The organism is Enterobacter sp. ECC-219 (genome assembly GCF_043966805.1).
GTDB classification, from domain to species: domain Bacteria; phylum Pseudomonadota; class Gammaproteobacteria; order Enterobacterales; family Enterobacteriaceae; genus Enterobacter; species Enterobacter cloacae_N.
Genome location: NZ_CP143680.1, coordinates 4,302,454 through 4,325,898, shown reverse-complemented (window position 1 = coordinate 4,325,898; position 23,445 = coordinate 4,302,454). Strand labels below are relative to the sequence as shown.

Genomic DNA, 23,445 nt, shown 5'->3' with positions numbered 1-23,445 from the left:
GATTAGCAGATTGTTTTTTCTTCAATGAACTTGTTAACCAGCGTCATTAACTCGTCCGTTGTCGGTTGAGCAAGAGCCTGCTCTGCTAACACCTTCGCATCTTCGAAGTTCGTGTTACGGATAATCTTCTTAATGCGCGGGATGGAAATGGCGCTCATAGAGAATTCGTCCAGACCCATACCCAGCAACAGAAGTGTAGCACGTTCGTCGCCTGCAAGCTCACCACACATGCCAGTCCATTTACCTTCTGCATGAGAAGCATCAATAACTTGCTTGATCAAGTTCAGTACGGACGGTGACATTGGCTGGTAGAGATGTGAAATCATATCATTACCACGGTCAACTGCCAGGGTGTACTGCGTTAAATCATTGGTGCCGATACTAAAGAAATCAACTTCTTTGGCTAAATGACGCGCAATAGTCGCCGCAGCAGGTGTTTCCACCATCACGCCGATCTCAATTGACTCGTCAAACGCTTTACCTTCGTCACGCAGTTCCTGTTTGTAGATTTCGATCTCTTTCTTCAGTGCACGCACTTCTTCAACAGAGATGATCATCGGGAACATGATGCGCAGTTTACCGAAAGCGGAGGCACGCAGGATTGCGCGAACCTGGTCACGCAGGATCTCTTTACGATCCATCGCGATACGAATCGCACGCCAGCCCAGGAATGGGTTCTCTTCTTTCGGGAAGTTCATGTACGGCAGCTCTTTGTCGCCACCGATGTCCATGGTACGGACGATAACCGCCTGAGAGCCACACGCTTCAGCCACGGCTTTATAAGCAGCAAACTGCTCTTCTTCCGTTGGCAGCGCGTCGCGGTCCATGAACAGGAATTCTGTACGATAGAGACCTACGCCTTCCGCACCGTTGCGCTCAGCGCCATCAACGTCGCGGACGGTACCGATGTTTGCGCACACTTCTACCTGATGGCCGTCCAGGGTGATGGCTGGCAGGTCTTTCAGCTTAGCGAGTTCCGCTTTTTCAGTCGCAACCTGCTCCTGAACCGCGCGCAGTTTTTCGATCTCTTCGTTAGTTGGGTTGACGTAAACCAGATTGTTTACGGCATCCAGAATCAGATAATCGCCGTTTTTCACCTGAGAGGTGACGCTACCGGTACCCACGATGGCAGGCAGTTCCAGGGAGCGCGCCATGATAGAGGTGTGGGAGGTACGGCCACCCGCGTCGGTGATGAAACCGAGGACCTTTTTCAGGTTCAGCTGTGCGGTTTCAGACGGGGTGAGGTCAGCGGCAACCAGGATCACTTCATCCTGAATCGCGCTCAGGTCGATGATGGCCAGGCCCAGGATGTTGCGCAGCAGGCGCTTACCGATGTCACGTACGTCAGCCGCACGCTCTTTCAGGTATTCATCATCCAGTTCTTCCAGGGCAGTTGCCTGACCTTCGATAACTTCATGCGCAGCCGCGTCGGCCGTCATGCCTTTATCTTTAATCAGGGCTATGATTTCCTGCTCCAGCTCCTCATCTTCGAGCAGCATGATGTGCCCTTCGAAGATGGCTTCTTTTTCTTCACCGAAAGTTTCGCCAGCTTTAGTTTTGATTGCTTCCAGTTGCGCAGATGCCTTGGCACGACCGCTCAGAAAACGTTCAACTTCCTGATCAACCTTGTCGGCAGAAATTTTTTTCCGGTCGATGACGATCTCGTCTTCTTTCAGCAGCAGTGCTTTGCCGAAAGCGATACCCGGGGATGCTAAAATGCCTGAAATCATAACCCTACCTTACTTGTGACTGATATTTAAAAGAACCCGGAAACTTACTCGAGCTCAGCCATCAGTTTTACCAGATGCTCAACTGCTTTCTGCTCGTCTTCACCTTCAGCAGAGATGGTGACAACGGTGCCCTGAGTCAGGCCCAGAGTCTGCAGTTTAAACAGGCTTTTTGCGCTGGCGCTTTTGCCGTTGGAAGTCACAGTGATTTCAGATGTGAAGCCTTTCGCTTCTTTAACAAACTGAGCAGCAGGGCGGGTGTGCAGACCGTTCGGAGCGGTAATGGTAACTTCTTGCTGGAACATTGTATTTCCCCAACTTATAGGTTTAGTGTTGTGGAACTAAAGTCTAGCCTGGCGACTGAACTTTAGCCTGTATTGTTAGCGCTGACGTTTCGATCGTCATTAAACATTATGCAGCGAAAGCAAGACTTGAACCAAATCATAAAATCGATTCAGCAAGGCTATTTCGTTCACTGATTAATTTCACGCATCAAAATAATTGCTGGTTTAAATACCAGACCCTACGGGGTGAAGCAATGCCAGGAGGGGCAAAAGTTTGAAGCAGGCCACAAAAAAGCACCTGAAAAGGTGCTTTTTTACGCGTTATTAACATGCTGGCACTACTGTTGCAGCTCTTTTTCGGTAAACAGATCGGCAAACAGTGCGGTGCTCAAGTAACGCTCACCCGAGGAAGGAAGGATAACCACAATATTCTTATTGGTAAAGGCTTCATCTTCCTGAAGTTTGAGCGCCGCCGCAACGGCCGCACCGGAAGAGATACCCGCCAGAATGCCTTCTTCATCCATCAGGCGACGCGCGGTAGAGATGGCTTCTTCGTTAGTGATGGTGACGACTTTATCGATCAGCTTCAGATCCAGGTTGCCCGGAATGAAGCCTGCGCCAATGCCCTGTATTTTATGCGGGCCTGGCTTGAGCTCTTCACCCGCCAGTGCCTGGGTGATAACCGGTGAGTCGGTTGGCTCAACGGCAACGGTGATCAGGTCTTTTTTACCCTTTGTGCCTTTAATATAGCGAGACACGCCGGTCAGCGTTCCGCCGGTACCCACGCCGGAGATAAATACATCAACCTGGCCGTCGGTATCTTCCCAGATTTCCGGGCCGGTGGTCTTCTCGTGAATTTCCGGGTTAGCCGGGTTGCTGAACTGCTGCAGCAGCAGGTATTTCGCCGGATCGCTGGCCACAATCTCTTCCGCTTTCTGAATGGCACCCTTCATGCCCTTCGCGCCTTCGGTCAGGACCAGGTTCGCGCCCAGCGCTTTGAGCAGCTTGCGACGTTCAATGCTCATGGTTTCCGGCATGGTCAGCGTCAGCTTGTAGCCACGCGCGGCGGCAACATAGGCCAGAGCGATACCGGTGTTACCGCTGGTCGGTTCCACCAGCTCAACGCCAGGCTTCAGCACGCCACGTTTTTCAGCATCCCAAATCATGTTTGCACCGATACGGCATTTTACGCTGAAGCTCGGGTTGCGTGATTCGACCTTCGCCAGAATGCGTCCATTACCGATACGGTTCAGTCGAACCAGGGGCGTATGACCGATAGTCAGCGAGTTGTCTTCATAAATCTTACTCATGGCCTGTCCTTAACTGTATGAAATTGGGATACCGACCCAGCATACCTGCTAAGCAGGTAGGGGGAAGTAAGGAATTCGCATATCTATATACTGCAAGGAAATAATGGGGATCAGTATGGAATAAGGGGCGGCATAAGCCACCCCTGCTTTACACATTTTTGCATTATTTCCATAACGCGTGCTTAGCACGGTAGCAGTCCACCCACATCGCCGTCGCGCCGCAAACCGCAACCGGCATGATGAACAGGTTAAGGAAGGGAATCATGGTGAACAGGCTGGTCAGCGCGCCGAACTGCATATTGGCGACCTTCCGGGTGCACAGGGTAGTGCGCATCGCTTTAAACGGCACCTTGTGGTTATCAAACGGATAGTCGCAGTACTGGATGGCGAGCATCCAGGCGCTGAACAGGAACCACAGCACCGGCGCAACCGTCTGGCCAATGCCGGGGACAAAGTAGAGAGCAAGCAGCACAACCGCGCGGGGGAGGTACCAGGCAAATTTCTGCCACTCGCGCTTCATAATGCGCGGGATATCTTTCACGATCCCCAGTACGCCCGTGTCCGGCGGCGTCGCGCCGGTAAGCCGCGCCTCCAGCTGTTCCGCCAGCAGGCCGTTAAACGGCGCGGCTATCCAGTTCGCAATCGTTGAGAAGAAATAGCCGAACACCAGCAGCACAGAGATGACCGCCACTGGCCAGAGCAGATAGTTCAGCCACTGCAGCCAGTCCGGTACGTAGCTCATCAGCGACGGGATCCAGCTTTCGAGCTTTGTGAACAGCCACCAGAACGCGCCGCCCATCAGAATAATGTTGATCAGCAGCGGCAGAATGACGAAGCGTCGGATACCCGGCAGTGAAACCAGTTTCCAGCCCTGTGAAAAATACCAGACGCCGCTGCGCGGGGGAGAAGACGATGTTGAAACCATAACCAGGCTGTACTCCTTTTTTCACAACCAGTGGAATTGCCCGCCTATATTATCCACTTGCGGACCAATGACCAGTTCGGAAATGTTCGAAAAACCAGCAAAAAGCACGATTTACTTCATCTTTATGCTGTGAATGCTCTGCACACACTTGCACTTGACGTAAACGGCAAATACTCTTAGTGAGTAAATGTTTGCCGTGGTGGCAAGGTGTTAGAACAACAGAGAATATAATGATGCAGGATTTGCGTCTGATATTAATCATTGTTGGCGCGATCGCCATAATCGCTTTACTGGTACATGGTTTCTGGACCAGCCGTAAAGAGCGTTCCTCGATGTTTCGCGATCGCCCACTGAAGCGCATGAAGTCCAGTCGTGACGACGATGACACTGAAGATGACATCGACGGCAGCGACGACGACGGCGTGGGTGAAGTTCGTGTTCATCGGGTCAATACTGCGCCCGGCGCGGCTCATGGGGAGCATGAAGCCCCCCGCGCTCCGCAGCACCAGTATCAACCGCCGTATGCCTCTGCCCAGCCGCGTCAGCCAGCGCCGCAGCCGGTGGAAGAACCTGTGCGTCAGGCGCCGCAAGCGCCTGTGCAACAGCAGCCCGCTGTGCCACAACAGGTTCAACACCAGCCGATGCAGCAGCCCGTCCAGCAGCAGCCCGCTCAGCCGGTACAACAGCCGCAGCAGCCTGTTCATGTGCAGCCTGCGCCGCAGCCCGCTCCGGCTCCGCACGTTGAGCCAGAGCCGGTCGTCGAGCCAGAACCGGTTGTCGAAAAGCCACAGCGCAAAGAAGCGGTGATCATCATGAACGTGGCCGCGCATCACGGCAGCCATCTCAACGGTGACGTTCTGCTTAACAGTATTCAACAGGCAGGCTTCAAGTTTGGCGATATGAACATTTTCCATCGCCACCTGAGCCCAGACGGAAGCGGCCCGGCGCTGTTCAGCCTGGCTAACATGGTTAACCCTGGCACCTTCGATCCGGAAATGACCGGTGATTTCGTGACCCCGGGCGTCACTATCTTTATGCAGGTGCCGTCCTACGGCGACGAGCTGCAAAACTTTAAGCTGATGCTGCAGTCCGCTCAGCATATTGCTGATGAAGTGGGTGGTGTGGTGCTCGACGATCAGCGTCGAATGATGACCCCGCAGAAGCTGCGCGAGTATCAGGACCGCATCCGCGAAGTTAAGGAAGCCAACGCGTAATCGTCGCGTTTACGTCAACTCCTCCTCAACCCCCGCCTGTCGGGGGTTTTTTCTCATTGATGGTGCGATATGGACTCAATCGAACAACAACTCACTGAACTGCGAACCACGCTTCGCCATCATGAATATCTCTATCATGTTATGGACGCTCCGGAAGTACCGGATGCGGAGTACGACCGGCTGATGCGCGAGCTGCGCGAGCTGGAGGCGCAGCATCCGGAGCTGATTACGCCGGATTCTCCCACACAGCGCGTCGGTGCTGAGCCGCTGGGGGCTTTCAGCCAGGTGCGTCATGAAGTGCCAATGCTGTCACTGGATAACGTCTTCGATGAAGAGAGCTTCCTCGCGTTTAACAAGCGCGTGCAGGATCGCCTGAAAAGCAGCGATTCCCTCACCTGGTGCTGCGAGCTGAAGCTCGACGGCCTGGCGGTCAGCCTTCTCTATGAAAACGGCGTGCTGGTGCGCGCCGCCACGCGTGGCGACGGTACGACGGGTGAAGACATCACCACCAACGTGCGTACCATCCGCGCGATCCCGCTGAAATTACAGGGTGACAACATCCCTGCGCGTCTGGAAGTGCGTGGGGAAGTATTCCTGCCTCAGGCGGGCTTCGAAAAAATCAATGAAGAAGCGCGTCGCACCGGCGGGAAAGTGTTTGCTAACCCGCGTAACGCGGCGGCAGGCTCTCTGCGCCAGCTTGACCCACGCATCACCGCGAAGCGACCGCTTACTTTCTTCTGCTACGGCGTGGGTATTTTGGAGGGGGGCGAACTGCCGGAAACGCACCTCGGGCGTCTGCTGCAGTTTAAAGCCTGGGGCCTGCCGGTGAGCAACCGCGTTCAGCTCTGCGATTCGCCGGAAGCGGTACTGGCGTTCTACCACAAAGTGGAAGAGGACCGTCCGACGCTCGGTTTTGATATTGATGGCGTTGTCATCAAGGTGAATTCGCTGGCGCTGCAGGAGCAGCTGGGCTTTGTGGCGCGCGCGCCGCGCTGGGCGGTGGCGTTTAAATTCCCTGCCCAGGAGCAGATGACCTTCGTTCGCGACGTAGAGTTCCAGGTGGGCCGTACGGGCGCGATTACTCCGGTCGCACGACTGGAGCCGGTGCAGGTCGCGGGCGTGCTGGTGAGTAATGCTACGCTGCATAACGCCGATGAAATCGAACGCCTGGGCCTGCGCATTGGTGACAAAGTGGTGATTCGCCGCGCGGGTGATGTTATCCCGCAAGTGGTCAACGTCGTAGAGTCAGAACGTCCTGACGATACGCGCGAGGTCGTCTTCCCGACCCACTGCCCGGTATGCGGCTCTGACGTTGAGCGTGTGGAAGGCGAAGCGGTGGCCCGCTGTACGGGCGGCCTGATCTGTGGCGCGCAGCGTAAAGAGTCCCTGAAGCACTTCGTCTCCCGTCGGGCGATGGACGTCGACGGCATGGGCGACAAGATTATCGATCAGCTGGTTGAGAAAGAGTATGTCCATACGCCAGCGGACCTCTTCAGGCTGACGGCGGGTAAACTGACCGGTCTGGATCGCATGGGGCCGAAGTCAGCCCAGAACGTGGTTAACGCGCTGGAAGCGGCGAAAGAGACGACCTTCGCCCGTTTCCTTTACGCGCTGGGCATTCGTGAAGTTGGCGAAGCGACGGCGGCAGGTTTAGCCGCGTACTTTGGTACGCTGGAGGCGCTGGAAAAGGCAAGCATCGACGAGCTGCAGAAAGTGCCGGACGTTGGCATCGTCGTCGCCACGCACGTCTTTAACTTCTTTGCCGAAGAGAGCAACCGCGAGGTCATCGGCCAGTTGCTGGAAGAGGGCATTAAATGGCCCGCGCCAGTGGTGGTCAACGCCGAAGAAATTGATAGTCCATTTGCCGGTAAAACCGTGGTGCTAACCGGTAGCCTGAGTCAGCTTTCTCGCGATGATGCGAAAGCGCGTCTGGTGGCGCTGGGGGCCAAAGTGGCGGGCAGCGTGTCGAAGAAAACCGACCTGGTGATCGCCGGGGAAGCGGCGGGGTCTAAGCTGGCGAAAGCCCAGGAGCTCGGCATTGCGGTTATCGATGAAGCGGAAATGATGCGTCTGTTAGGAGAGTAACGTGGAGAAAGAGCAGCTCGTTGAGATTGCCAATACGGAGATGCCGTTCGGTAAATACAAGGGCCGCAGGCTGATTGATTTGCCGGAGGAGTATCTGCTGTGGTTTGCCCGCAAGGATGAATTTCCTGCAGGGCGACTGGGTGAGCTGATGGCTATCACGCTACTGATTAAAACCGAGGGGCTGACCCAGTTGGTGCAGCCCCTGAAACGTCCTTAAGCCTTCGCGGCGCGGGTCTCCTCCTGCGCCAGTTTTTCCGTCTGGCGCTTGTAGCGACGCGCCAGCACCGCACAGACCATCAGCTGGATCTGGTGGAAAATCATCAGCGGCAGCACCATCATTCCGATCACCGAGGTGGGGAACAGAATGTTCGCCATCGGGATACCGTTTGCCAGGCTCTTTTTGGAGCCGCAGAAGACAATGGTGATCTCATCGGCTTTGCTGAAGCCGCACCTGCGTGCCACAAAGACGTTTACCGCAATCACAATCGCCAGCAGGACGATGCTGACCACCACGATAAACAGCAGCGAGCCTGCGCCCACCTTGTGCCAGATGCCATTTACCACCGCTTCGCTAAAGGCGGAGTAAACCACCAGCAGAATCGAGGTCTGGTCGGTTTTTGAAATCCATTTTTTATGCTTCGCCACAAACGCGCCGGTCCACGGTCGGGAAAGATGCCCCAGCACAAACGGCAACAGCAGTTGCAGACAGATTTTGCCGACCTGCTCCAGGTTACCTTCCGCACCGTGCATGTTCATCAGCAGGCCCACCAGCAGCGGAGAGACGAAAATCCCTAACAGGCTGGAGGCGGACGCCGAGCAGACCGCGGCCGCAACGTTCCCTCCGGCAAGAGAGGTAAAGGCAATGGCGGACTGCACGGTAGCCGGGAGAATACAGAGATACAGGAAACCGGTGTAGAGCGCCGGGTCGACGTTAACCGGCGCCCACCATGCAAACAACACCCCAAGGATCGGGAACAAAATGAAAGTGCTGCACATCACCCAGAGGTGCAGTCGCCAGTGGCTACCGCCGGCGATAATTGCTTCGCGGGAGAGTTTTGCGCCGTGCATAAAGAACAGCAGCGCGATAGCGGCCGTCGTTAGTCCCTCAAAAAACGGCACAAAACCGCCGCGAGCGGGGAAGAACGAGGCCAGTAGAACGGTAACCACCAGGGTGAGCGTAAACGGATCAAGAATACGAAATAGTTTCATAATGACTCCTGAAAACAGATGTCGCTATTGTGCTTTTTTCCATTTGAGAAATAAAATTGATTTATTGCATCCATTCATGAATTAAATAGATGAATTATTCCCTGCGTCAGCTTCGCATTTTCGTTACCGTCGCCCACGCCCGCAGCTTCAGTCGGGCAGGGGAGATGATTGGCCTGAGCCAGTCGGCGGTCAGCCACAGCGTGAAAGAGCTGGAAAATCAGACCGGCGTTAGGTTGCTTGACCGCACCACGCGCGAAGTGGTGTTAACCGAAGCAGGGCAGCAGCTGGCCCTGCGCCTTGAACGGCTGCTGGATGAGCTGAACAGCACGCTCAGAGACGTGGGGAGGCTGGGGCAGCAGCTGTCGGGCACCGTGAGGGTTGCGGCCAGCCAGACGATATCCGCGCATCTTATCCCGCAGTGTATTGCCGAGGGAAGCCACCGCTATCCGGACATTGATTTTGTCCTGCATGACAGGCCGCAGCAGTGGGTGCTGGAGAGCATCCGTCAGGGAGATGTGGATTTTGGTATTGTTATCGATCCCGGTCAGGTGAGCGATCTGGCGTGCGAAAGCGTACTTTCTGAGCCCTTTTTGCTGCTCTGCCGTGACGACGACCCGCTGGCAACGTTGCCGGAGGTCAGCTGGCAGTCCCTGACGGGCGCGAACCTGGTTTTACAGGATTATGCCTCGGGCAGCCGCCCGCTGATTGATTCCGCGCTGGTGAATCAGGGCGTTAAGGCAACGATCGTACAGGAGATTGGTCACCCGGCGACGCTGTTTCCGATGGTGGAAGCCGGGATTGGCATCAGCGTGTTGCCCGCCCTGGCGCTTCCCCTGCCGCAGGGAAGCCGACTGGCCGTCAAGCGATTAACGCCGGTTGTCGAGCGAAAGCTGATGCTGGTGCGGCGAAAAAATCGTTCACTCTCGGGGGCGGCGCAGGCTATCTGGGAAGTGGTGCGTATCCAGGCACAACGATTAACTGAAGCCCGCATACGCGACCCACTGTTTAACGCATCAGACGATTAGATGTAGATATCAATCTGATGATTGTCTGACGGGCTGTTCACACCTTCCACTTTGCCCAGCTTTTGATCCTGCTTCTTCTGAGCTTCTTCGGCCTGCTGGCGCTGCAGCGCCGCGAGCTGCGCCTGCAGCACTTTGATCTGGGTCTGAATCAGTTCCTGCTGCTTCTTCTTCTCATCCGTACTGCCGGGGCTGTTTGCCAGCTCTTTTAACTGCTGTGTCAGCTTTTTGATCTTATCGGTAATGCGGCTGATTTGCGCCGCGATATCGTTACTGCCGGAAGCGCCGCTCCCGCCGCTGCTGGTTTGAATGGGTTGGGTTGAAGCCTGAATGGTCGTCATACTTTTTCCTCGCGCTATAAAACAGAGGTATCGGCACCGACGGGATTAGCTTGAGCAAAACTGCCATATCTGGCAGGGGGTTGCATTAATACACAATCAGTATTGATGGTGCGATAAAAGTGTATTGGAGATGACCTGCAGGCTGCGGATATAAGACATAAGTCATGCGATCCCTGCTATCGCGATCTTAATCCTCAAGGAGCCTCTATGACCCTCTCGAATAACCCGTGGTACTGTGCTGACATCATTCGCACCGCTAAGCCAAACTTCACCCCTCGCGTGGCGTTTATTCTCGGCTCCGGCCTGGGCGCGCTCGCCGACCAGATAGACGACGCCGTTTCCCTGAGCTACGAAAAGCTGCCTGGCTTCCCGGTGAGCACCGTGCACGGACATGCCGGCGAGCTGGTGCTTGGGCATCTGGCCGGGGTGCCTGTCGCCTGCATGAAGGGGCGAGGGCACTTCTATGAAGGCCGAGGAATGACCGTCATGACCGATGCGATCCGCACCTTTAAGCTGCTGGGGTGCGAGCTACTGTTTAGCACCAATGCGGCGGGCTCACTACGCCCGGAGGTTCAGCCAGGAAGTCTGGTTGCCCTGAGCGACCATATCAACACCATGCCGGGCACGCCGATGGTGGGGCTGAACGATGAGCGCTTTGGCGATCGTTTCTTCTCTCTGGCCAATGCTTACGACGCGGATTACCGTGCCGTTCTGCAAACCGTGGCAGCGAAAGAAGGCTTCCCGCTGCACGAAGGAGTGTTTGTCTCTTATCCCGGCCCGAACTTCGAGACGGCGGCCGAGATCCGCATGATGCAGATTATCGGCGGCGATGTGGTGGGGATGTCCGTGGTGCCTGAAGTGATTTCCGCACGCCATTGCGGCCTGAAGGTGGTGGCCGTTTCTGCTATTACCAATCTCGCCGAAGGTCTGGGAGAGGTAAAACTCTCGCATGAGCAAACCCTTGCTGCCGCCGAGCTCTCCCGCCAGAACTTTATCAATCTTATCTGCGGTTTTCTTCGCCATATTGCCTGAATAAAACAATAAAGTGGCCCGCCAGGGCCACACTGCGATAAGGAATGGGTTATGAACATCACGACTCGCTTAAAGATGATGTCCTTTATGCAATATTTTATCTGGGGGAGCTAGCTGGTTACCCTCGGCGCTTACATGATTAATACCCTACACTTTACCGGCTCTGACGTGGGCATGGTGTACAGCTCCAAAGGACTTGCCGCGATCGTTATGCCTTCGCTGGTGGGGATTATTGCCGACAAGTGGCTGCGGGCAGACCGCGCATACGTCATTTGCCACCTCGTCTGTGCCGTCGCGCTCTGCTATGCCGCGCAGGTCAATGAGCCAGGGCTGATGTTCTGGGTCATGCTGGTGAATGCGATGGCCTTCATGCCCACGATTGCGCTGTCGAACACCATTTCCTACTCCTGTCTTGAACAGGCAGGGCTGGATACGGTGAGCCATTTTCCGCGAGTGCGGGTGTATGGCACCGTGGGCTTTATAGCGGCGATGTGGGCCATAAGCCTCATGGGCGCGGAGCTAAGCAACGTGCAGCTCTATATAGCGGCTGGTGCGTCTCTGCTGCTGGCACTCTATTCTCTGACCCTGCCGGCCATTCCGGTTGTGAAATCGAAAACGTCTCCGTCTCTGGCAAGCAAGCTGGGCCTCAATGCGTTTATCCTGTTTAAACAGCCCCGCATGGCGGTGTTCTTTTTATTTGCCATGTTGCTCGGCGCCGTGCTGCAGATAACCAACACGTTTGGCAGCCCCTTCCTGCATGATTTTGCGCGTAATCCGGCGTATGCAGATAGCTTTATCGTCAAATATCCGTCCATTCTGCTCTCCGTTTCGCAAATGTCAGAGGTATTCTTCATCCTGACCATTCCGTACTTCCTCGGACGATTTGGCATTAAGGCCGTCATGCTGATGAGCATGGTGGCCTGGATGCTGCGGTTTGGCCTGTTTGCCTTTGGCGATCCGTCCGCAACGGGCTTTGCGCTGCTCATGCTCTCAATGATTGTCTACGGCTGCGCGTTCGACTTCTTCAACATTTCCGGGTCGGTGTTTGTTGAACAGGAGGTCAGCGCCGATATCCGCGCCAGCGCGCAAGGGTTGTTTATGACGACCGTTAACGGTATCGGGGCGTATTTCGGTTCGGTATTGAGTGGTGCGGCGGTTGATTATTTCTCGGTTGAAGGAGTGAAGGACTGGCAGACGATCTGGCTGGTGTTTGCGGCCTATGCTCTGGTGCTCGCGGTGGTCTTTTACTTCAGCTTTAACTATCGCCACACCAGTAAAAACAGCGAGATGCGCACAGTTGCGCACTAAATTTTCCCTCCGGACGCTGAAAGGCTTTAAGGTAGGCGCATAAGTGTTATCGCCAGGATATGTTTTGATGGAACGCGTCTATCGAACCGATCTCAAGCTGCTGCGCTATTTTCTGGCCGTGGCGGAGGAACTACATTTTGGACGGGCTGCGGCCCGTCTCAACATGTCCCAGCCGCCGTTAAGCCTGCACATTAAAGAGCTGGAAAGTCAGCTGGGCACGTTACTGTTTATTCGCCACTCGCGGAGCGTCGCGTTGACGCATGCCGGTAAAGTGCTGATGGAAGAGTCACGCCGGCTGCTCGCCAGCGCAAACCAGGCTCTGGCTCGCGTCGAGCAAATTGGCCGGGGGGAAGCAGGGCGCATCGAGCTGGGGATTGTCGGCACCGCCATGTGGAGTGAGGTGCGCACGGTGATGCGCGCTTTCCTGAAAGAGCATCCGAACGTTGATGTCGTTTTTCGCGAAAAATCGCCGGTAATGCAGATGGCGCTGCTTGAGCGCCGGGAGCTGGATGTCGGGATCTGGCGAATGGCAACGGAACCTACCGCGGGTTTTACCAGCCTGCGGTTGCGTGAAGCGGCTTTTCTGGTGGCGATGCCGGAAGATCACCGCCTGGTCAGCGAATCATCCGTTGCGCTTACAGAATTGCAGGATGAGTATTTTGTCACGATGCCTTCAGCACATTCTGACTGGGCATTTTTACATCGCGTTTGCCAGCAAGCCGGGTTTTCGCCGATGATCGTGCGTGAAGCCGTTGAGCCGCAAACGGTACTGGCGATGATCAGCATGGGAATGGGGATTACGCTTGCTGCCGACAGCTACGCGCAAATGCAGTGGCCGGGCGTGGTATTCCGCCCGTTACGGGAGCGTATACCGGCAGATTTGTATGTAGTGTATGACGAGAAGCAGGCGACGCCTGCGGTGAAGACGTTAATTGCGGCGTTGAAGATGTAAAGTGCAGATAGCAAAAAAGCGCCTTTAGGGCGCTTTTTTACATTGGTGGGTCGTGCAGGATTCGAACCTGCGACCAATTGATTAAAAGTCAACTGCTCTACCAACTGAGCTAACGACCCGAAATGGTGGGCGATGACGGGCTCGAACCGCCGACCCCCTCCGTGTAAAGGAGATGCTCTACCAACTGAGCTAATCGCCCATTTCGGAACTGCTGCGATAAGGTGAGAATGGTGGGCGATGACGGGCTCGAACCGCCGACCCCCTCCGTGTAAAGGAGATGCTCTACCAACTGAGCTAATCGCCCAATCTCAATTCTTATCTACACTGCGAGTCTACCGAAGTAGATGGTGGGTGATGACGGGCTCGAACCGCCGACCCCCTCCGTGTAAAGGAGATGCTCTACCAACTGAGCTAATCACCCCCGCTGTGTGGAGTCGCATTATAGGGAGAGTTGAAAATGAGTCAACGCATTTTCTAAAGTTTTTATTCGTTCGTCGTAAAATTAAACAAAACGATCGCAAAACGGGCGGTGGCGCATGATTTCTAAACAAAAACAGTAAACTCCGCCACGATAAAGGGATCGACATTGAGGAATCCCCCCACAGTGATAGAATATTGCCCATCGTTTTTTCCCCGGGATTTGCCGATTGCCGGCATCTTTATAACGTAAGGCCATTTCATGAAAATCAAAACTCGCTTCGCGCCGAGCCCGACAGGCTATCTGCACGTCGGTGGTGCTCGTACTGCTCTCTACTCCTGGCTTTTTGCACGCCACAACAAAGGTGAGTTCGTGCTGCGTATAGAAGACACCGATCTTGAGCGCTCCACGCCGGAAGCAATTGAAGCCATTATGGATGGGATGAACTGGCTGAACCTGGAGTGGGATGAAGGCCCGTATTTCCAGACTAAACGTTTTGACCGCTATAACGCTGTTATTGATGAGATGCTGGTCGCGGGCACGGCGTATAAATGCTACTGCTCCAAAGAGCGTCTGGATGCGCTGCGCGAAGAGCAGATGGCGAACGGTGAAAAACCGCGTTATGACGGCCGCTGCCGCCACGACCATAGCGAGCATGCTGCTGATGAACCGTGCGTGGTGCGTTTTGCTAACCCGCAGGATGGCTCGGTGATTTTCGACGACCAGATCCGTGGCCCGATCGAATTCAGCAACCAGGAGCTGGACGATCTGATCATTCGTCGCACCGACGGTTCTCCAACCTATAACTTCTGCGTAGTGGTTGATGACTGGGATATGGAAATTACCCACGTTGTCCGTGGTGAAGACCATATCAACAATACCCCACGCCAGATCAACATCCTGAAAGCGCTGAATGCGCCTGTGCCTGTCTATGCGCACGTCTCTATGATCAACGGCGACGATGGTAAAAAACTGTCTAAACGTCACGGTGCGGTCAGCGTCATGCAGTATCGCGACGACGGTTATCTGCCGGAAGCGCTGCTGAACTATCTGGTGCGCCTGGGCTGGGCCCACGGTGACCAGGAGATCTTCAGCCGTGAAGAGATGATCGAACTGTTCTCTCTGAGCTCTGTGAGCAAATCAGCGAGCGCATTTAATACCGACAAGCTGCTGTGGCTGAACCACCACTACATCAATACCATGCCGCCGGAATATGTGGCGACGTATCTGCAGTGGCACATTGAGCAGGCAAATATTGATACCCGCACCGGCCCTGAGCTGGCGGACCTGGTGAAACTGCTCGGCGAGCGCTGCAAAACGCTGAAAGAAATTGCCGAAAGCTGCCGCTACTTCTATGAAGAGTTTGACGAGTTCGACGCGGACGCCGCGAAGAAGCACCTCCGCCCGGTAGCTCGTCAGCCGCTGGAAGTGGTGCGTGACAAGCTGGCTGCGCTCACCGAGTGGACCGCTGAGAATGTGCATCACGCCATTCAGGCGACCGCAGACGAGCTGGAAGTTGGCATGGGCAAAGTCGGTATGCCGCTACGCGTCGCGGTGACCGGTGCGGGCCAGTCTCCAGCGCTGGACGTGACTGTCCATGCCATCGGGAAATCACGCAGCGTGGCGCGCATCAACAAGGCGCTGGATTTTATTGCAGAACGTGAAAATCAGCAGTAATAAAGTCTTATAAGAAAAAACGGCAGGGTATCCTGCCGTTTTTTTTGCCTTTCATTCAGCAATACCCAGACGAGCAAGAAAACCGCGTATGCCTTCGCGCTTCAGTAAGGTATCCAGACGCTTTTGCTCAAGCTCAGTCATACTCTCCAGCGTTTCGATAATGCCCGGACGCAGATTTGAAGTATGTTCACCGTAAGAGGAGGTCACCTCAGCCAGATGATAAACCGCCTGACGGTTACGGATAGCCGGGAGGCTCATAATATGTTCCTTCACGCGCGCATCAACGTGAATGAGCCGCGCCCGACCGCCTTTTACGCCATTGAGCCCTTCGGTTTTCCACCCCTGCTGGCGTATCCAGCGATTTACCGTTTGTCTGGCAACTCCCAAATTCTCCGCCAGCTCTTCTGTGGTCATTTTGCTACGTAGTCTTTTCATATTAATTCTGATCGCGAATCCCTAAACGTTGCAACAAACCGGTAATCCCTTCCCGCAACAGCAGCGATGTCATCTGCTTCTGCTCTTCCGGCGTCATTTCATTGGCCAGCGTCAGGAGTAGGGTATGAAGCGAACCGTCAGTGCTGATGCCGTCAGGCATAGCGGATGTTTCCGTTGCCCTGCGTGCGCTGCGGATAAAGTCACGCACTTTTTCGTTCACATGCACCAGTCGCGCTTTACCCCCCTGGACGCCGGGCTTAGGTGACGTTATCCAACCCTCTTTACGTACCCATTTATTGATGGTCTGTCGGCTATAGCCAGTGAGGAGGGCTAACTCTTCCGGCGTCATTCGTTCCTTGATCATGCAATTTCCTGAATATTCGTAGGGTTAATTAATGGCTCATTTTATAGCACCGTTTTACATGAAAACGTGACAGGCTTAACTCATGACTGCGAGCAGGCTCGCAAAGTGATTCATTTGCATGATTTTTCGGCGATTGAATAGCTGGAATTGATTTTGCCGTTGACACTCCGCGGCGGAATTCATATTATGCCGCCCGTCAACATGACAGCTTTACGATGGGGCTATAGCTCAGCTGGGAGAGCGCCTGCATGGCATGCAGGAGGTCAGCGGTTCGATCCCGCTTAGCTCCACCAAACTCTGAACCCAACAGAGTGCGGTTAGTAAAGTCACATGTGGGGCTATAGCTCAGCTGGGAGAGCGCTTGCATGGCATGCAAGAGGTCAGCGGTTCGATCCCGCTTAGCTCCACCAAAATTTTAAACCCTCGTCAAAAGACGAGGGTTTTTTTATCTGTTTGTAAAACCCCTCACCGCTTTTTGTTATCAAAAAGAAGGTATTCCTGTACCTGACCTCAATCGACATCAATAAACCAGTCTATAAATAGACTTCAACTTGATTCGTGCAATTAATAAACCTATTATCCATCCGGTCAATAAAATGAACGGATAATAATGTCATCATCTTAATGAATAGAAAAACGTACAATAATGTAAAGATATTTATAATTGCCCTGACAATATGTCTGATTGCGGTACCTTTTTCCCGTTACCTCTCTCCCCGCGCAATGGTAAATGGTCACGATGTTTATTTAGCGTGGCTCCCCCTGAGCGTAATGCTGGCGGTAATACTGTTATTTGGTCGCCGGGCCGTTCTTCCCATTTTGTTAGGTTTTAGTGTCACTAATTTATTTTATGTTAATTTAGTGCCGCTACAATATTCAGTATTACTGTTTTGTCAGACCTTTTCGCTGTTCGCGGCATGTGGCCTTTTGCGCCTCATGCTGGGCAGGCGCTGGCGCTTCTGCATTCCGAACAAGTACGTCGGGTTACGTATATTCTGGCTCGGTTTTATCGTTCCCGTCGGCATTAAGCTGTCGATGTATTTAGCTGGCTATTTCTTTGATTTCCCGGTAACTATCTCCACCTTCTTCGGCGAAGGAACGGTAATTTATAACGTCGTGGATATTCAAAGCCTGATTTGCGCGGCGCTGATTTTTACCATGATGTTCTATTACCCGTTAAGAATGATAATTAATCCCCGCTATGCCATAACCTTCTGGCGGCGAAGCGTGAAGCCCGTGTTTTTCCACAAGAATTCATTATATATATTTGTCTGGCTGATGCTTTTAGGCTTCGTCCTGGCCGTTTTATGTGGGCCTTTTGAATCACCTGTTATTGCGGGCTATTTAATGCCGCTGATTTTTATTCTTTTTACCTTAGCGATAAGCCGCCTGACCTACGCGCTTATCTCACTGCTGTGGGCTGCTTCAGCGCTTCTGCTGTTGACCTACAACTATAACTTCCTGAACGGGGTGGAAACAGGCCATTCGCTCTCCTTTATTCTGTCCGTGCTGATCTCTTTTGCCATCTGCTTGCTTTACATGTCGCGGATTTACCAGCGCAGCGAGTGGCTGAAGCGGGGGTGGCAGGGCAGGGCGCTCACCGATCCGCTAACCGGTTTACCCAATATTCGTGCCCTGGAAGAGCATCTTGAGATGCATCCGGAGGCCAAGGTTTGCATGTTGCGCATGGATAACCTGGAATTTTTGAGCCGCCACTACGGGATCCTCATGCGGGTCCATTGCAAACGAACGATCGCCACGTCGCTGCAGCCGCTTCTGCAAAAGAATGAGATGCTCTTCCAGTTACCCGGAAGCGAGCTGGTGGTGGTATTGCTGGGGCCAGAAATTGCAGAGCGTCTCCAGCATATGGTCGATCGGCTGAACAGCCGTAAGATTTTCTGGAACAACACCGGGCTGGATATTGAGTTTGGTGCGTCCTGGGGGATGGTAGAAAACGGTGAAAATTTGCATCACACGCTGGGGCAACTGAGCTGGCTGGCCGAGCAATCTTGCGCAGGGCACAACGTGCTTGCGCTGACGAATAGCCTGGAGGCAGCATCGGGACAAACAACGGAGCGTGTTCTGATGTTAGCGCGTATTAAGCATGCTCTGGAGACAGATCGGTTCCATTTATACGTGCAGCCGATTCAGAAGGCAGACGGTAGCGGCTACTATGAAATTCTGACGCGCATGGAGAGTGAAGGGGAGATCATCACCCCGGATCGCTTTATTCCGTTGGTTGCCCAGTTCAACCTCAGCCACCGGTTTGATATGTGCGTTATGGAAAAATTACTGCAGTGGCTGCGCGATCACCCTGCGACGCAGGCTGGCGCCCGTTTCTCCGTCAATCTGATGCCGCTCACGCTGATGCAACAGGAGGTGGCGACCGAGATTTGTACGCTGTTTGAGCGCTACGGCGTTGCGCCTCAGACCGTGGTGATTGAGATCACTGAAGAGCAGGCCTTCTCAAATTCCGGCTGCAGCATCAGCAATATTCAACAACTGCGGGATTATGGTTTCCGGATTGCCATTGATGATTTTGGCACCGGTTATGCCAACTACGAGCGTCTCAGACGTCTGCAGGCAGATATCATTAAAATTGACGGCTGCTTTGTTAAAGATATTTGCACTGATGATATGGATGCGATGATCGTCCAGTCGATGTGTAATCTGGCGAAAACGAAATCGCTGTGCATTGTTGCGGAATATGTAGAAACACCGGCGCAGCGGGAGATGCTGCTTCGCTTCGGCGTGGATTATCTGCAGGGCTATCTGATAGGCAAACCCAAACCGCTGAAAGAATTGCGGGCATAAAAAAACCGGGAGCCAGACTCCCGGTTTTTGTTTTAACAGTAAACGTTACAGTACCAGTGCTGCGATAGAAGCAGACAGAACGCTCACCAGGGTGGAGCCGTAAACCAGTTTCAGGCCAAAGCGAGAAACTACGTTACCTTGTTCTTCGTTCAGGCCTTTAATCGCACCGGCGATAATGCCGATGGACGAGAAGTTGGCGAAGGAGACCAGGAATACGGACAGAATACCCACCGCACGTGGAGAGAGCGTGCCGGCAATTTTCTGCAGATCCATCATCGCAACGAATTCGTTTGAAACCAGCTTGGTCGCCATGATACTGCCCACCTGCAGCGCTTCGTGAGCCGGAACACCCATCACCCAGGCAAATGGATAGAAGATGTAGCCCAGAATGCCCTGGAAGGAGATACCCAGCACCGCAGCGAACAGGGCGTTCAGTGCAGCAATCAGCGCAATGAAGCCGATCAGCATGGCGGCAACGATAATCGCCACTTTGAAACCGGCCAGAATGTACTCACCCAGCATTTCGAAGAAGCTCTGACCTTCGTGCAGGTTTGACATCTGAATGTTCTCTTCGCTGGCGTCAACACGGTACGGGTTGATCAGCGACAGAACGATAAAGGTGCTGAACATGTTCAGAACCAGCGCTGCAACAACATATTTTGGCTCCAGCATGGTCATATACGCGCCCACGATAGACATGGAAACGGTAGACATTGCGGTTGCCGCCATGGTGTACATGCGGTTACGGGACATTTTGCCGAGGATATCTTTATACGCAATGAAGTTCTCAGACTGACCGAGGATCAGGGAGCTTACGGCGTTGAAAGATTCCAGCTTACCCATGCCGTTCACTTTAGATAACAGGAAACCAATTCCTCGAATAACGAACGGCAGAACGCGGATGTGCTGCAGAATACCGATGAGCGCGGAGATGAAGACGATTGGGCACAGTACCTTCAGGAAGAAGAACGCCAGACCTTCGTCGTTCATTTTACCGAAGACAAAGTTTGTCCCTTCGTTGGCGAATCCGAGCAGTTTTTCGAACATTTCGGAGAAGCCTTTCACGAAGCCGAGGCCTACGTTGGAGTTCAGGAAGAACCACGCAAGTAAAACTTCAATGACCAGCAGTTGGACAACATAACGAATACGAATTTTTTTGCGGTCTGTGCTGACCAGCAATGCGAGTGCAGTAACGACAACAAGTGCCAGGACAAAATGAAGGACGCGGTCCATATTTGCTCCAAATATGAGGCAGGTTTAATTTTCGTGCACATTCTATGTAACAAGCGAAAAGAAAACGAGATCAAGGACACACTATAGTTACATCCTGTGACGAGTCTCAAAAATAGTGATCCACAATACATTTTTGTTATGTTAGGTAAATGAGTGAAAAGTTAAGTTTGTGTGCTACGCTTCACAAATGACTGCGCATTTTCACATTCTGTGATGTCGCACCACCTGCCCATCTATCGTTCTTAGCTATCAGAGAAATCATTTCAAACCATCCAAATGATCTTGATAATCATTCTCATTTTTATAGCATTAAACATAGCAAAGGCTATATTTCCAGAGGCAGATAATGACAAACAGTCGCGTAGAGGGTAGCAGTGGCAGAGCAGCGCGCAAGTTGCGGTTCGCATTAATGGGGCCTGCGTTCATTGCTGCCATCGGCTATATCGATCCGGGTAATTTTGCGACCAATATTCAGGCCGGGGCCAGCTTCGGCTATAAGCTGCTGTGGGTGGTCGTCTGGGCTAACCTGATGGCGATGCTGATCCAGATGCTCTCTGCAAAGCTGGGGATTGCCACGGGTAAAAACCTGGCGGAGCAAATCCGCGACCACTATCCGCGTCCAGCGGTCTGGCTCTACTGGGTTCAGGCAGAAATCATCGCCATGGCAACCGACCTCGCTGAGTTTATCGGCGCGGCGATCGGCTTTAAGTTAATTCTGGGTGTGTCACTGTTACAAGGGGCGGTACTGACCGGGATTGCTACGTTCCTGATCCTGATGCTGCAGCGTCGAGGGCAAAAGCCGCTGGAGAAGGTCATTGGTGGTCTGCTGCTGTTTGTCGCTGCGGCGTACATCGTTGAGCTGATTTTCTCACAGCCGAACCTGGCGCAGCTCGCGAAAGGCATGGTGATCCCAGGCCTGCCAACCTCGGAAGCGGTGTTCCTGGCCGCCGGGGTGTTGGGGGCGACCATCATGCCGCATGTCATTTATTTGCACTCCTCGCTGACCCAGCATCTTCATGGTGGGACGCGCAAAGAGCGTTATTCGGCAACCAAATGGGATGTGGCAATCGCCATGACCATCGCGGGTTTTGTGAATCTGGCGATGATGGCCACCGCCGCCGCCGCTTTCCATTTTAACGGCCATACCGGTATTGCCGATCTCGATCAGGCCTATCTCACGCTGGAGCCGTTACTGAGCCATGCTGCTGCAACGATATTTGGTCTGAGCCTGGTCGCTGCCGGCCTCTCTTCCACGGTGGTAGGTACGCTGGCAGGGCAGGTGGTGATGCAGGGTTTTGTGCGCTTCCATATTCCACTGTGGGTGCGTCGTTTTGTCACCATGCTGCCGTCATTTGTTGTGATTCTGATGGGGCTCGATCCAACGCGAATTCTGGTGATGAGCCAGGTGCTGCTGAGCTTTGGTATTGCGCTGGCGCTGGTGCCGCTGCTGATTTTCACCAGCAATAAAACGTTGATGGGCGATTTGGTTAACACGACGCTGGTGAAACGAACCGGTTGGGCGATTGTGGTGGTAGTCGTAGCGCTAAACTTATGGCTGTTGATTGGCACAGCGCTGGGGCTATAAAAGAAAAAGGAGCCGGGAGGCTCCTTTTTGCATTAATGACGACCGTGGCCGTGACCACCGTGTCCTTTTCCGCCGTGACCCCAGCCGCCGCGGCGGTCGTCACGATCGTTCCAGCCTTCGCGGTAGCCGCGTTCATAGGCGTTATTTTTATACCAGCCGCGATGCAGGCCGTTATCATGCCTGCGCCAGCGGTCACCACGCCATTCATAATGACGGTTCCAGTAGTCACGGTCGCGCCAGTAGCCACCGTCCCAGTATCTGCCGTAGTCGTCACGATCGCCAATTTGTAATTTTACTGATGGCAACAGGGTGATTTCGCCCGCAGTGGCGATGAGCGGGGCTGAAGCCAGTAATACCGCTGCAAGAATCAGTGACCTGAACATACTCTTTCTCCTTCACGATCGGGGCCTTCGTGGGGCCTGTTAACGCAATATTACGAGTTGGTAAAGCCTCGTTTCATCGCCTCAACTCCGAATTGCTGAGGGAGAGCACTTTTTGCTAAAAGTGGTTTTATTTTGAGCTGTTCAGGATTTCGTTAATACGCGTCAGCTCTTCTGCGGAAAAATGGCGGTTTTTCAGCATGCCCACGGCGTCATCGATCTGAGCCGCTTTACTTGCCCCAATCAGCACCGAGGTCACTTCCTCATGGCGTAACACCCAGGCCAGCGCCATCTGGGAGAGTTTCTGGCCGCGGCTTTCCGCCAGGGCGTTTAGCTTGCGTACCTTCTCCAGCTTCTCTTCGGTGATCTGATCCGGGTTAAGGAATTGACTGCCGCTTGCCGCACGGGAATCGGCGGGAATACCGTTAAGATACCGGTTGGTCAACTGTCCGCCTGCCAGCGGCGAGAAGGGAATACAGCCGACCCCTTTTTCCTGCAGAACATCCAGCAAACCCTGTTCCGGCGCACGTTCGAACATCGAGTATTTCGGCTGGTGAATCAGGCAGGGCGTGCCCAGATCGTTCAGGATATCAATCGCTCTACGCGCCAGTTCGGCGGGGTAGTTGGATAACCCGACATACAGAGCTTTGCCCTGGCGCACCAGATGGTCAAGCGCTTTCATGGTTTCCTGCAACGGCGTTTCAGGATCGGGACGGTGATGATAGAAGATATCGACATACTCCAGCCCCATGCGCTTCAGGCTTTGATCCAGGCTTGCCAGCAGATATTTGCGCGATCCCCAGTCGCCGTAAGGGCCGTCCCACATGGTATATCCCGCTTTCGTGGAGACGATTAGCTCGTCGCGCCAGGGCAGGAAATCCTCCTGCAAAATACGGCCGAAATTACGCTCGGCGGACCCCGGCGGGGGACCATAGTTATTGGCAAGGTCGAAATGCGTAATACCCACATCGAATGCGCGCTGTAAAAGTTGACGGCTGTTTTCGAGAAGCGTGGCGTCACCAAAATTGTGCCACAGCCCGAGCGAGACGGCAGGGAACCTGAGCCCGCTACGCCCGCAGCGGCGATACTCCATTGTCTGGTAACGACTTTTGTCCGGCTGATAACCCATT

At 53.9% G+C, this 23,445-nt stretch carries 21 protein-coding genes and 6 tRNA genes; 12 read left to right on the top strand and 15 right to left on the bottom strand.

The genetic code is table 11. The features are described from left to right. Window positions 1–2 precede the first annotated feature (2 nt). From ptsI to cysZ, 4 genes are all read right to left on the bottom strand, one after another. The gene (ptsI, locus tag V1603_RS20605) at window positions 3–1,730 is read right to left on the bottom strand and encodes a phosphoenolpyruvate-protein phosphotransferase PtsI (protein WP_116343133.1); all 1,728 of its coding nucleotides are present in this window, start codon (window positions 1,728–1,730) and stop codon (window positions 3–5) included. Window positions 1,731–1,774: 44 nt separating this feature from the next. Next, a complete protein-coding gene (gene ptsH, locus V1603_RS20600; RefSeq protein WP_000487600.1) occupies window positions 1,775–2,032 on the bottom strand; it encodes a phosphocarrier protein Hpr in 258 nt (85 codons plus the stop codon). 317 nt (window positions 2,033–2,349) lie between these two features. Further along, the gene (gene cysK, locus V1603_RS20595) at window positions 2,350–3,321 is read right to left on the bottom strand and encodes a cysteine synthase A (RefSeq protein ID WP_014884739.1); all 972 of its coding nucleotides are present in this window, start codon (window positions 3,319–3,321) and stop codon (window positions 2,350–2,352) included. A gap of 163 nt (window positions 3,322–3,484) precedes the next feature. Continuing rightward, window positions 3,485–4,246 carry a sulfate transporter CysZ gene (gene cysZ / locus V1603_RS20590; RefSeq protein WP_395313196.1) on the bottom strand — a complete coding sequence of 254 codons (762 nt, stop codon included), beginning with the start codon at window positions 4,244–4,246 and terminating at the stop codon, window positions 3,485–3,487. Between the two features lie 230 nt (window positions 4,247–4,476). Here cysZ and zipA point away from each other — a divergent pair, with 230 nt between their 5' ends. From zipA to V1603_RS20575, 3 genes are all read left to right on the top strand, one after another. Beyond that, window positions 4,477–5,460, top strand: coding sequence for a cell division protein ZipA (zipA, locus tag V1603_RS20585; RefSeq protein WP_395313195.1), 984 nt, complete (start codon window positions 4,477–4,479; stop codon window positions 5,458–5,460). 69 nt (window positions 5,461–5,529) lie between these two features. Then, the gene (ligA, locus tag V1603_RS20580; protein WP_395313194.1) at window positions 5,530–7,545 is read left to right on the top strand and encodes an NAD-dependent DNA ligase LigA; all 2,016 of its coding nucleotides are present in this window, start codon (window positions 5,530–5,532) and stop codon (window positions 7,543–7,545) included. Between the two features lies 1 nt (window position 7,546). Further along, window positions 7,547–7,762: a DUF3820 family protein gene (locus V1603_RS20575; protein ID WP_003861328.1), complete on the top strand. Its 216-nt coding sequence runs from the start codon at window positions 7,547–7,549 to the stop codon at window positions 7,760–7,762. Here V1603_RS20575 and V1603_RS20570 read toward each other — a convergent pair. Further along, window positions 7,759–8,754 (bottom strand): bile acid:sodium symporter family protein, encoded by a 996-nt coding sequence (locus V1603_RS20570; RefSeq protein ID WP_395313193.1) that lies wholly within the window; start codon window positions 8,752–8,754, stop codon window positions 7,759–7,761. The genes V1603_RS20575 and V1603_RS20570 overlap by 4 nt on opposite strands. Window positions 8,755–8,843: 89 nt before the next feature. Between V1603_RS20570 and V1603_RS20565 the strand changes: the two genes are divergently transcribed. Further along, window positions 8,844–9,779 (top strand): LysR family transcriptional regulator, encoded by a 936-nt coding sequence (locus tag V1603_RS20565; protein ID WP_116343121.1) that lies wholly within the window; start codon window positions 8,844–8,846, stop codon window positions 9,777–9,779. Here the strand turns inward: V1603_RS20565 and V1603_RS20560 are convergent. After that, the gene (locus V1603_RS20560) at window positions 9,776–10,117 is read right to left on the bottom strand and encodes a FlxA-like family protein (RefSeq protein ID WP_163330543.1); all 342 of its coding nucleotides are present in this window, start codon (window positions 10,115–10,117) and stop codon (window positions 9,776–9,778) included. The two genes, V1603_RS20565 and V1603_RS20560, sit on opposite strands and share 4 nt — an antisense overlap. A gap of 207 nt (window positions 10,118–10,324) precedes the next feature. Here V1603_RS20560 and xapA point away from each other — a divergent pair, with 207 nt between their 5' ends. From xapA to V1603_RS20545, 3 genes are all read left to right on the top strand, one after another. Then, window positions 10,325–11,149, top strand: coding sequence for a xanthosine phosphorylase (gene xapA, locus V1603_RS20555; RefSeq protein ID WP_163330542.1), 825 nt, complete (start codon window positions 10,325–10,327; stop codon window positions 11,147–11,149). Window positions 11,150–11,284: 135 nt separating this feature from the next. Further along, the gene (locus tag V1603_RS20550) at window positions 11,285–12,457 is read left to right on the top strand and encodes a nucleoside permease (protein ID WP_395313192.1); all 1,173 of its coding nucleotides are present in this window, start codon (window positions 11,285–11,287) and stop codon (window positions 12,455–12,457) included. A 67-nt stretch (window positions 12,458–12,524) separates the two neighbouring features. Further along, window positions 12,525–13,409: a LysR family transcriptional regulator gene (locus V1603_RS20545; RefSeq protein ID WP_116343114.1), complete on the top strand. Its 885-nt coding sequence runs from the start codon at window positions 12,525–12,527 to the stop codon at window positions 13,407–13,409. A 43-nt stretch (window positions 13,410–13,452) separates the two neighbouring features. Here the strand turns inward: V1603_RS20545 and V1603_RS20540 are convergent. From V1603_RS20540 to V1603_RS20525, 4 genes are all read right to left on the bottom strand, one after another. Then, window positions 13,453–13,528, bottom strand: a tRNA-Lys gene (locus V1603_RS20540). Between the two features lie 4 nt (window positions 13,529–13,532). Then, a tRNA-Val gene (locus V1603_RS20535) sits at window positions 13,533–13,608 on the bottom strand. Between the two features lie 29 nt (window positions 13,609–13,637). Beyond that, window positions 13,638–13,713, bottom strand: a tRNA-Val gene (locus V1603_RS20530). Window positions 13,714–13,754: 41 nt separating this feature from the next. Then, a tRNA-Val gene (locus V1603_RS20525) sits at window positions 13,755–13,830 on the bottom strand. A gap of 258 nt (window positions 13,831–14,088) precedes the next feature. On the opposite strand from V1603_RS20525, the gene gltX reads away from it, so the two are divergent. Next, window positions 14,089–15,504, top strand: a complete 1,416-nt coding sequence (gltX, locus tag V1603_RS20520; protein ID WP_116338437.1) for a glutamate--tRNA ligase — start codon at window positions 14,089–14,091, stop codon at window positions 15,502–15,504. Window positions 15,505–15,555: 51 nt separating this feature from the next. Here the strand turns inward: gltX and V1603_RS20515 are convergent, their stop codons facing one another. Beyond that, window positions 15,556–15,939 (bottom strand): YfeC-like transcriptional regulator, encoded by a 384-nt coding sequence (locus tag V1603_RS20515; protein WP_233002531.1) that lies wholly within the window; start codon window positions 15,937–15,939, stop codon window positions 15,556–15,558. A gap of 1 nt (window position 15,940) precedes the next feature. Further along, window positions 15,941–16,303: a YfeC-like transcriptional regulator gene (locus V1603_RS20510; protein WP_028013988.1), complete on the bottom strand. Its 363-nt coding sequence runs from the start codon at window positions 16,301–16,303 to the stop codon at window positions 15,941–15,943. Window positions 16,304–16,520: 217 nt separating this feature from the next. Here V1603_RS20510 and V1603_RS20505 point away from each other — a divergent pair. From V1603_RS20505 to V1603_RS20495, 3 genes are all read left to right on the top strand, one after another. Continuing rightward, window positions 16,521–16,596: transfer RNA gene (locus V1603_RS20505), tRNA-Ala, on the top strand. A 41-nt stretch (window positions 16,597–16,637) separates the two neighbouring features. Then, a tRNA-Ala gene (locus V1603_RS20500) sits at window positions 16,638–16,713 on the top strand. A gap of 214 nt (window positions 16,714–16,927) precedes the next feature. Further along, window positions 16,928–19,117, top strand: coding sequence for an EAL domain-containing protein (locus V1603_RS20495; protein WP_395313191.1), 2,190 nt, complete (start codon window positions 16,928–16,930; stop codon window positions 19,115–19,117). Window positions 19,118–19,162: 45 nt separating this feature from the next. Here V1603_RS20495 and V1603_RS20490 read toward each other — a convergent pair whose 3' ends face one another. After that, window positions 19,163–20,350 (bottom strand): NupC/NupG family nucleoside CNT transporter, encoded by a 1,188-nt coding sequence (locus V1603_RS20490; protein ID WP_116338443.1) that lies wholly within the window; start codon window positions 20,348–20,350, stop codon window positions 19,163–19,165. Between the two features lie 346 nt (window positions 20,351–20,696). On the opposite strand from V1603_RS20490, the gene V1603_RS20485 reads away from it, so the two are divergent. Continuing rightward, window positions 20,697–21,935, top strand: coding sequence for an Nramp family divalent metal transporter (locus V1603_RS20485; RefSeq protein ID WP_116338445.1), 1,239 nt, complete (start codon window positions 20,697–20,699; stop codon window positions 21,933–21,935). A 32-nt stretch (window positions 21,936–21,967) separates the two neighbouring features. On the opposite strand, the gene V1603_RS20480 is transcribed toward V1603_RS20485, so the two are convergent. Then, window positions 21,968–22,318: a DUF2502 domain-containing protein gene (locus tag V1603_RS20480; protein ID WP_116338447.1), complete on the bottom strand. Its 351-nt coding sequence runs from the start codon at window positions 22,316–22,318 to the stop codon at window positions 21,968–21,970. A gap of 127 nt (window positions 22,319–22,445) precedes the next feature. Then, window positions 22,446–23,444, bottom strand: a complete 999-nt coding sequence (gene mgrA / locus V1603_RS20475) for an L-glyceraldehyde 3-phosphate reductase (RefSeq protein ID WP_316380587.1) — start codon at window positions 23,442–23,444, stop codon at window positions 22,446–22,448. Between the last annotated feature and the right edge of the window lies 1 nt (window position 23,445).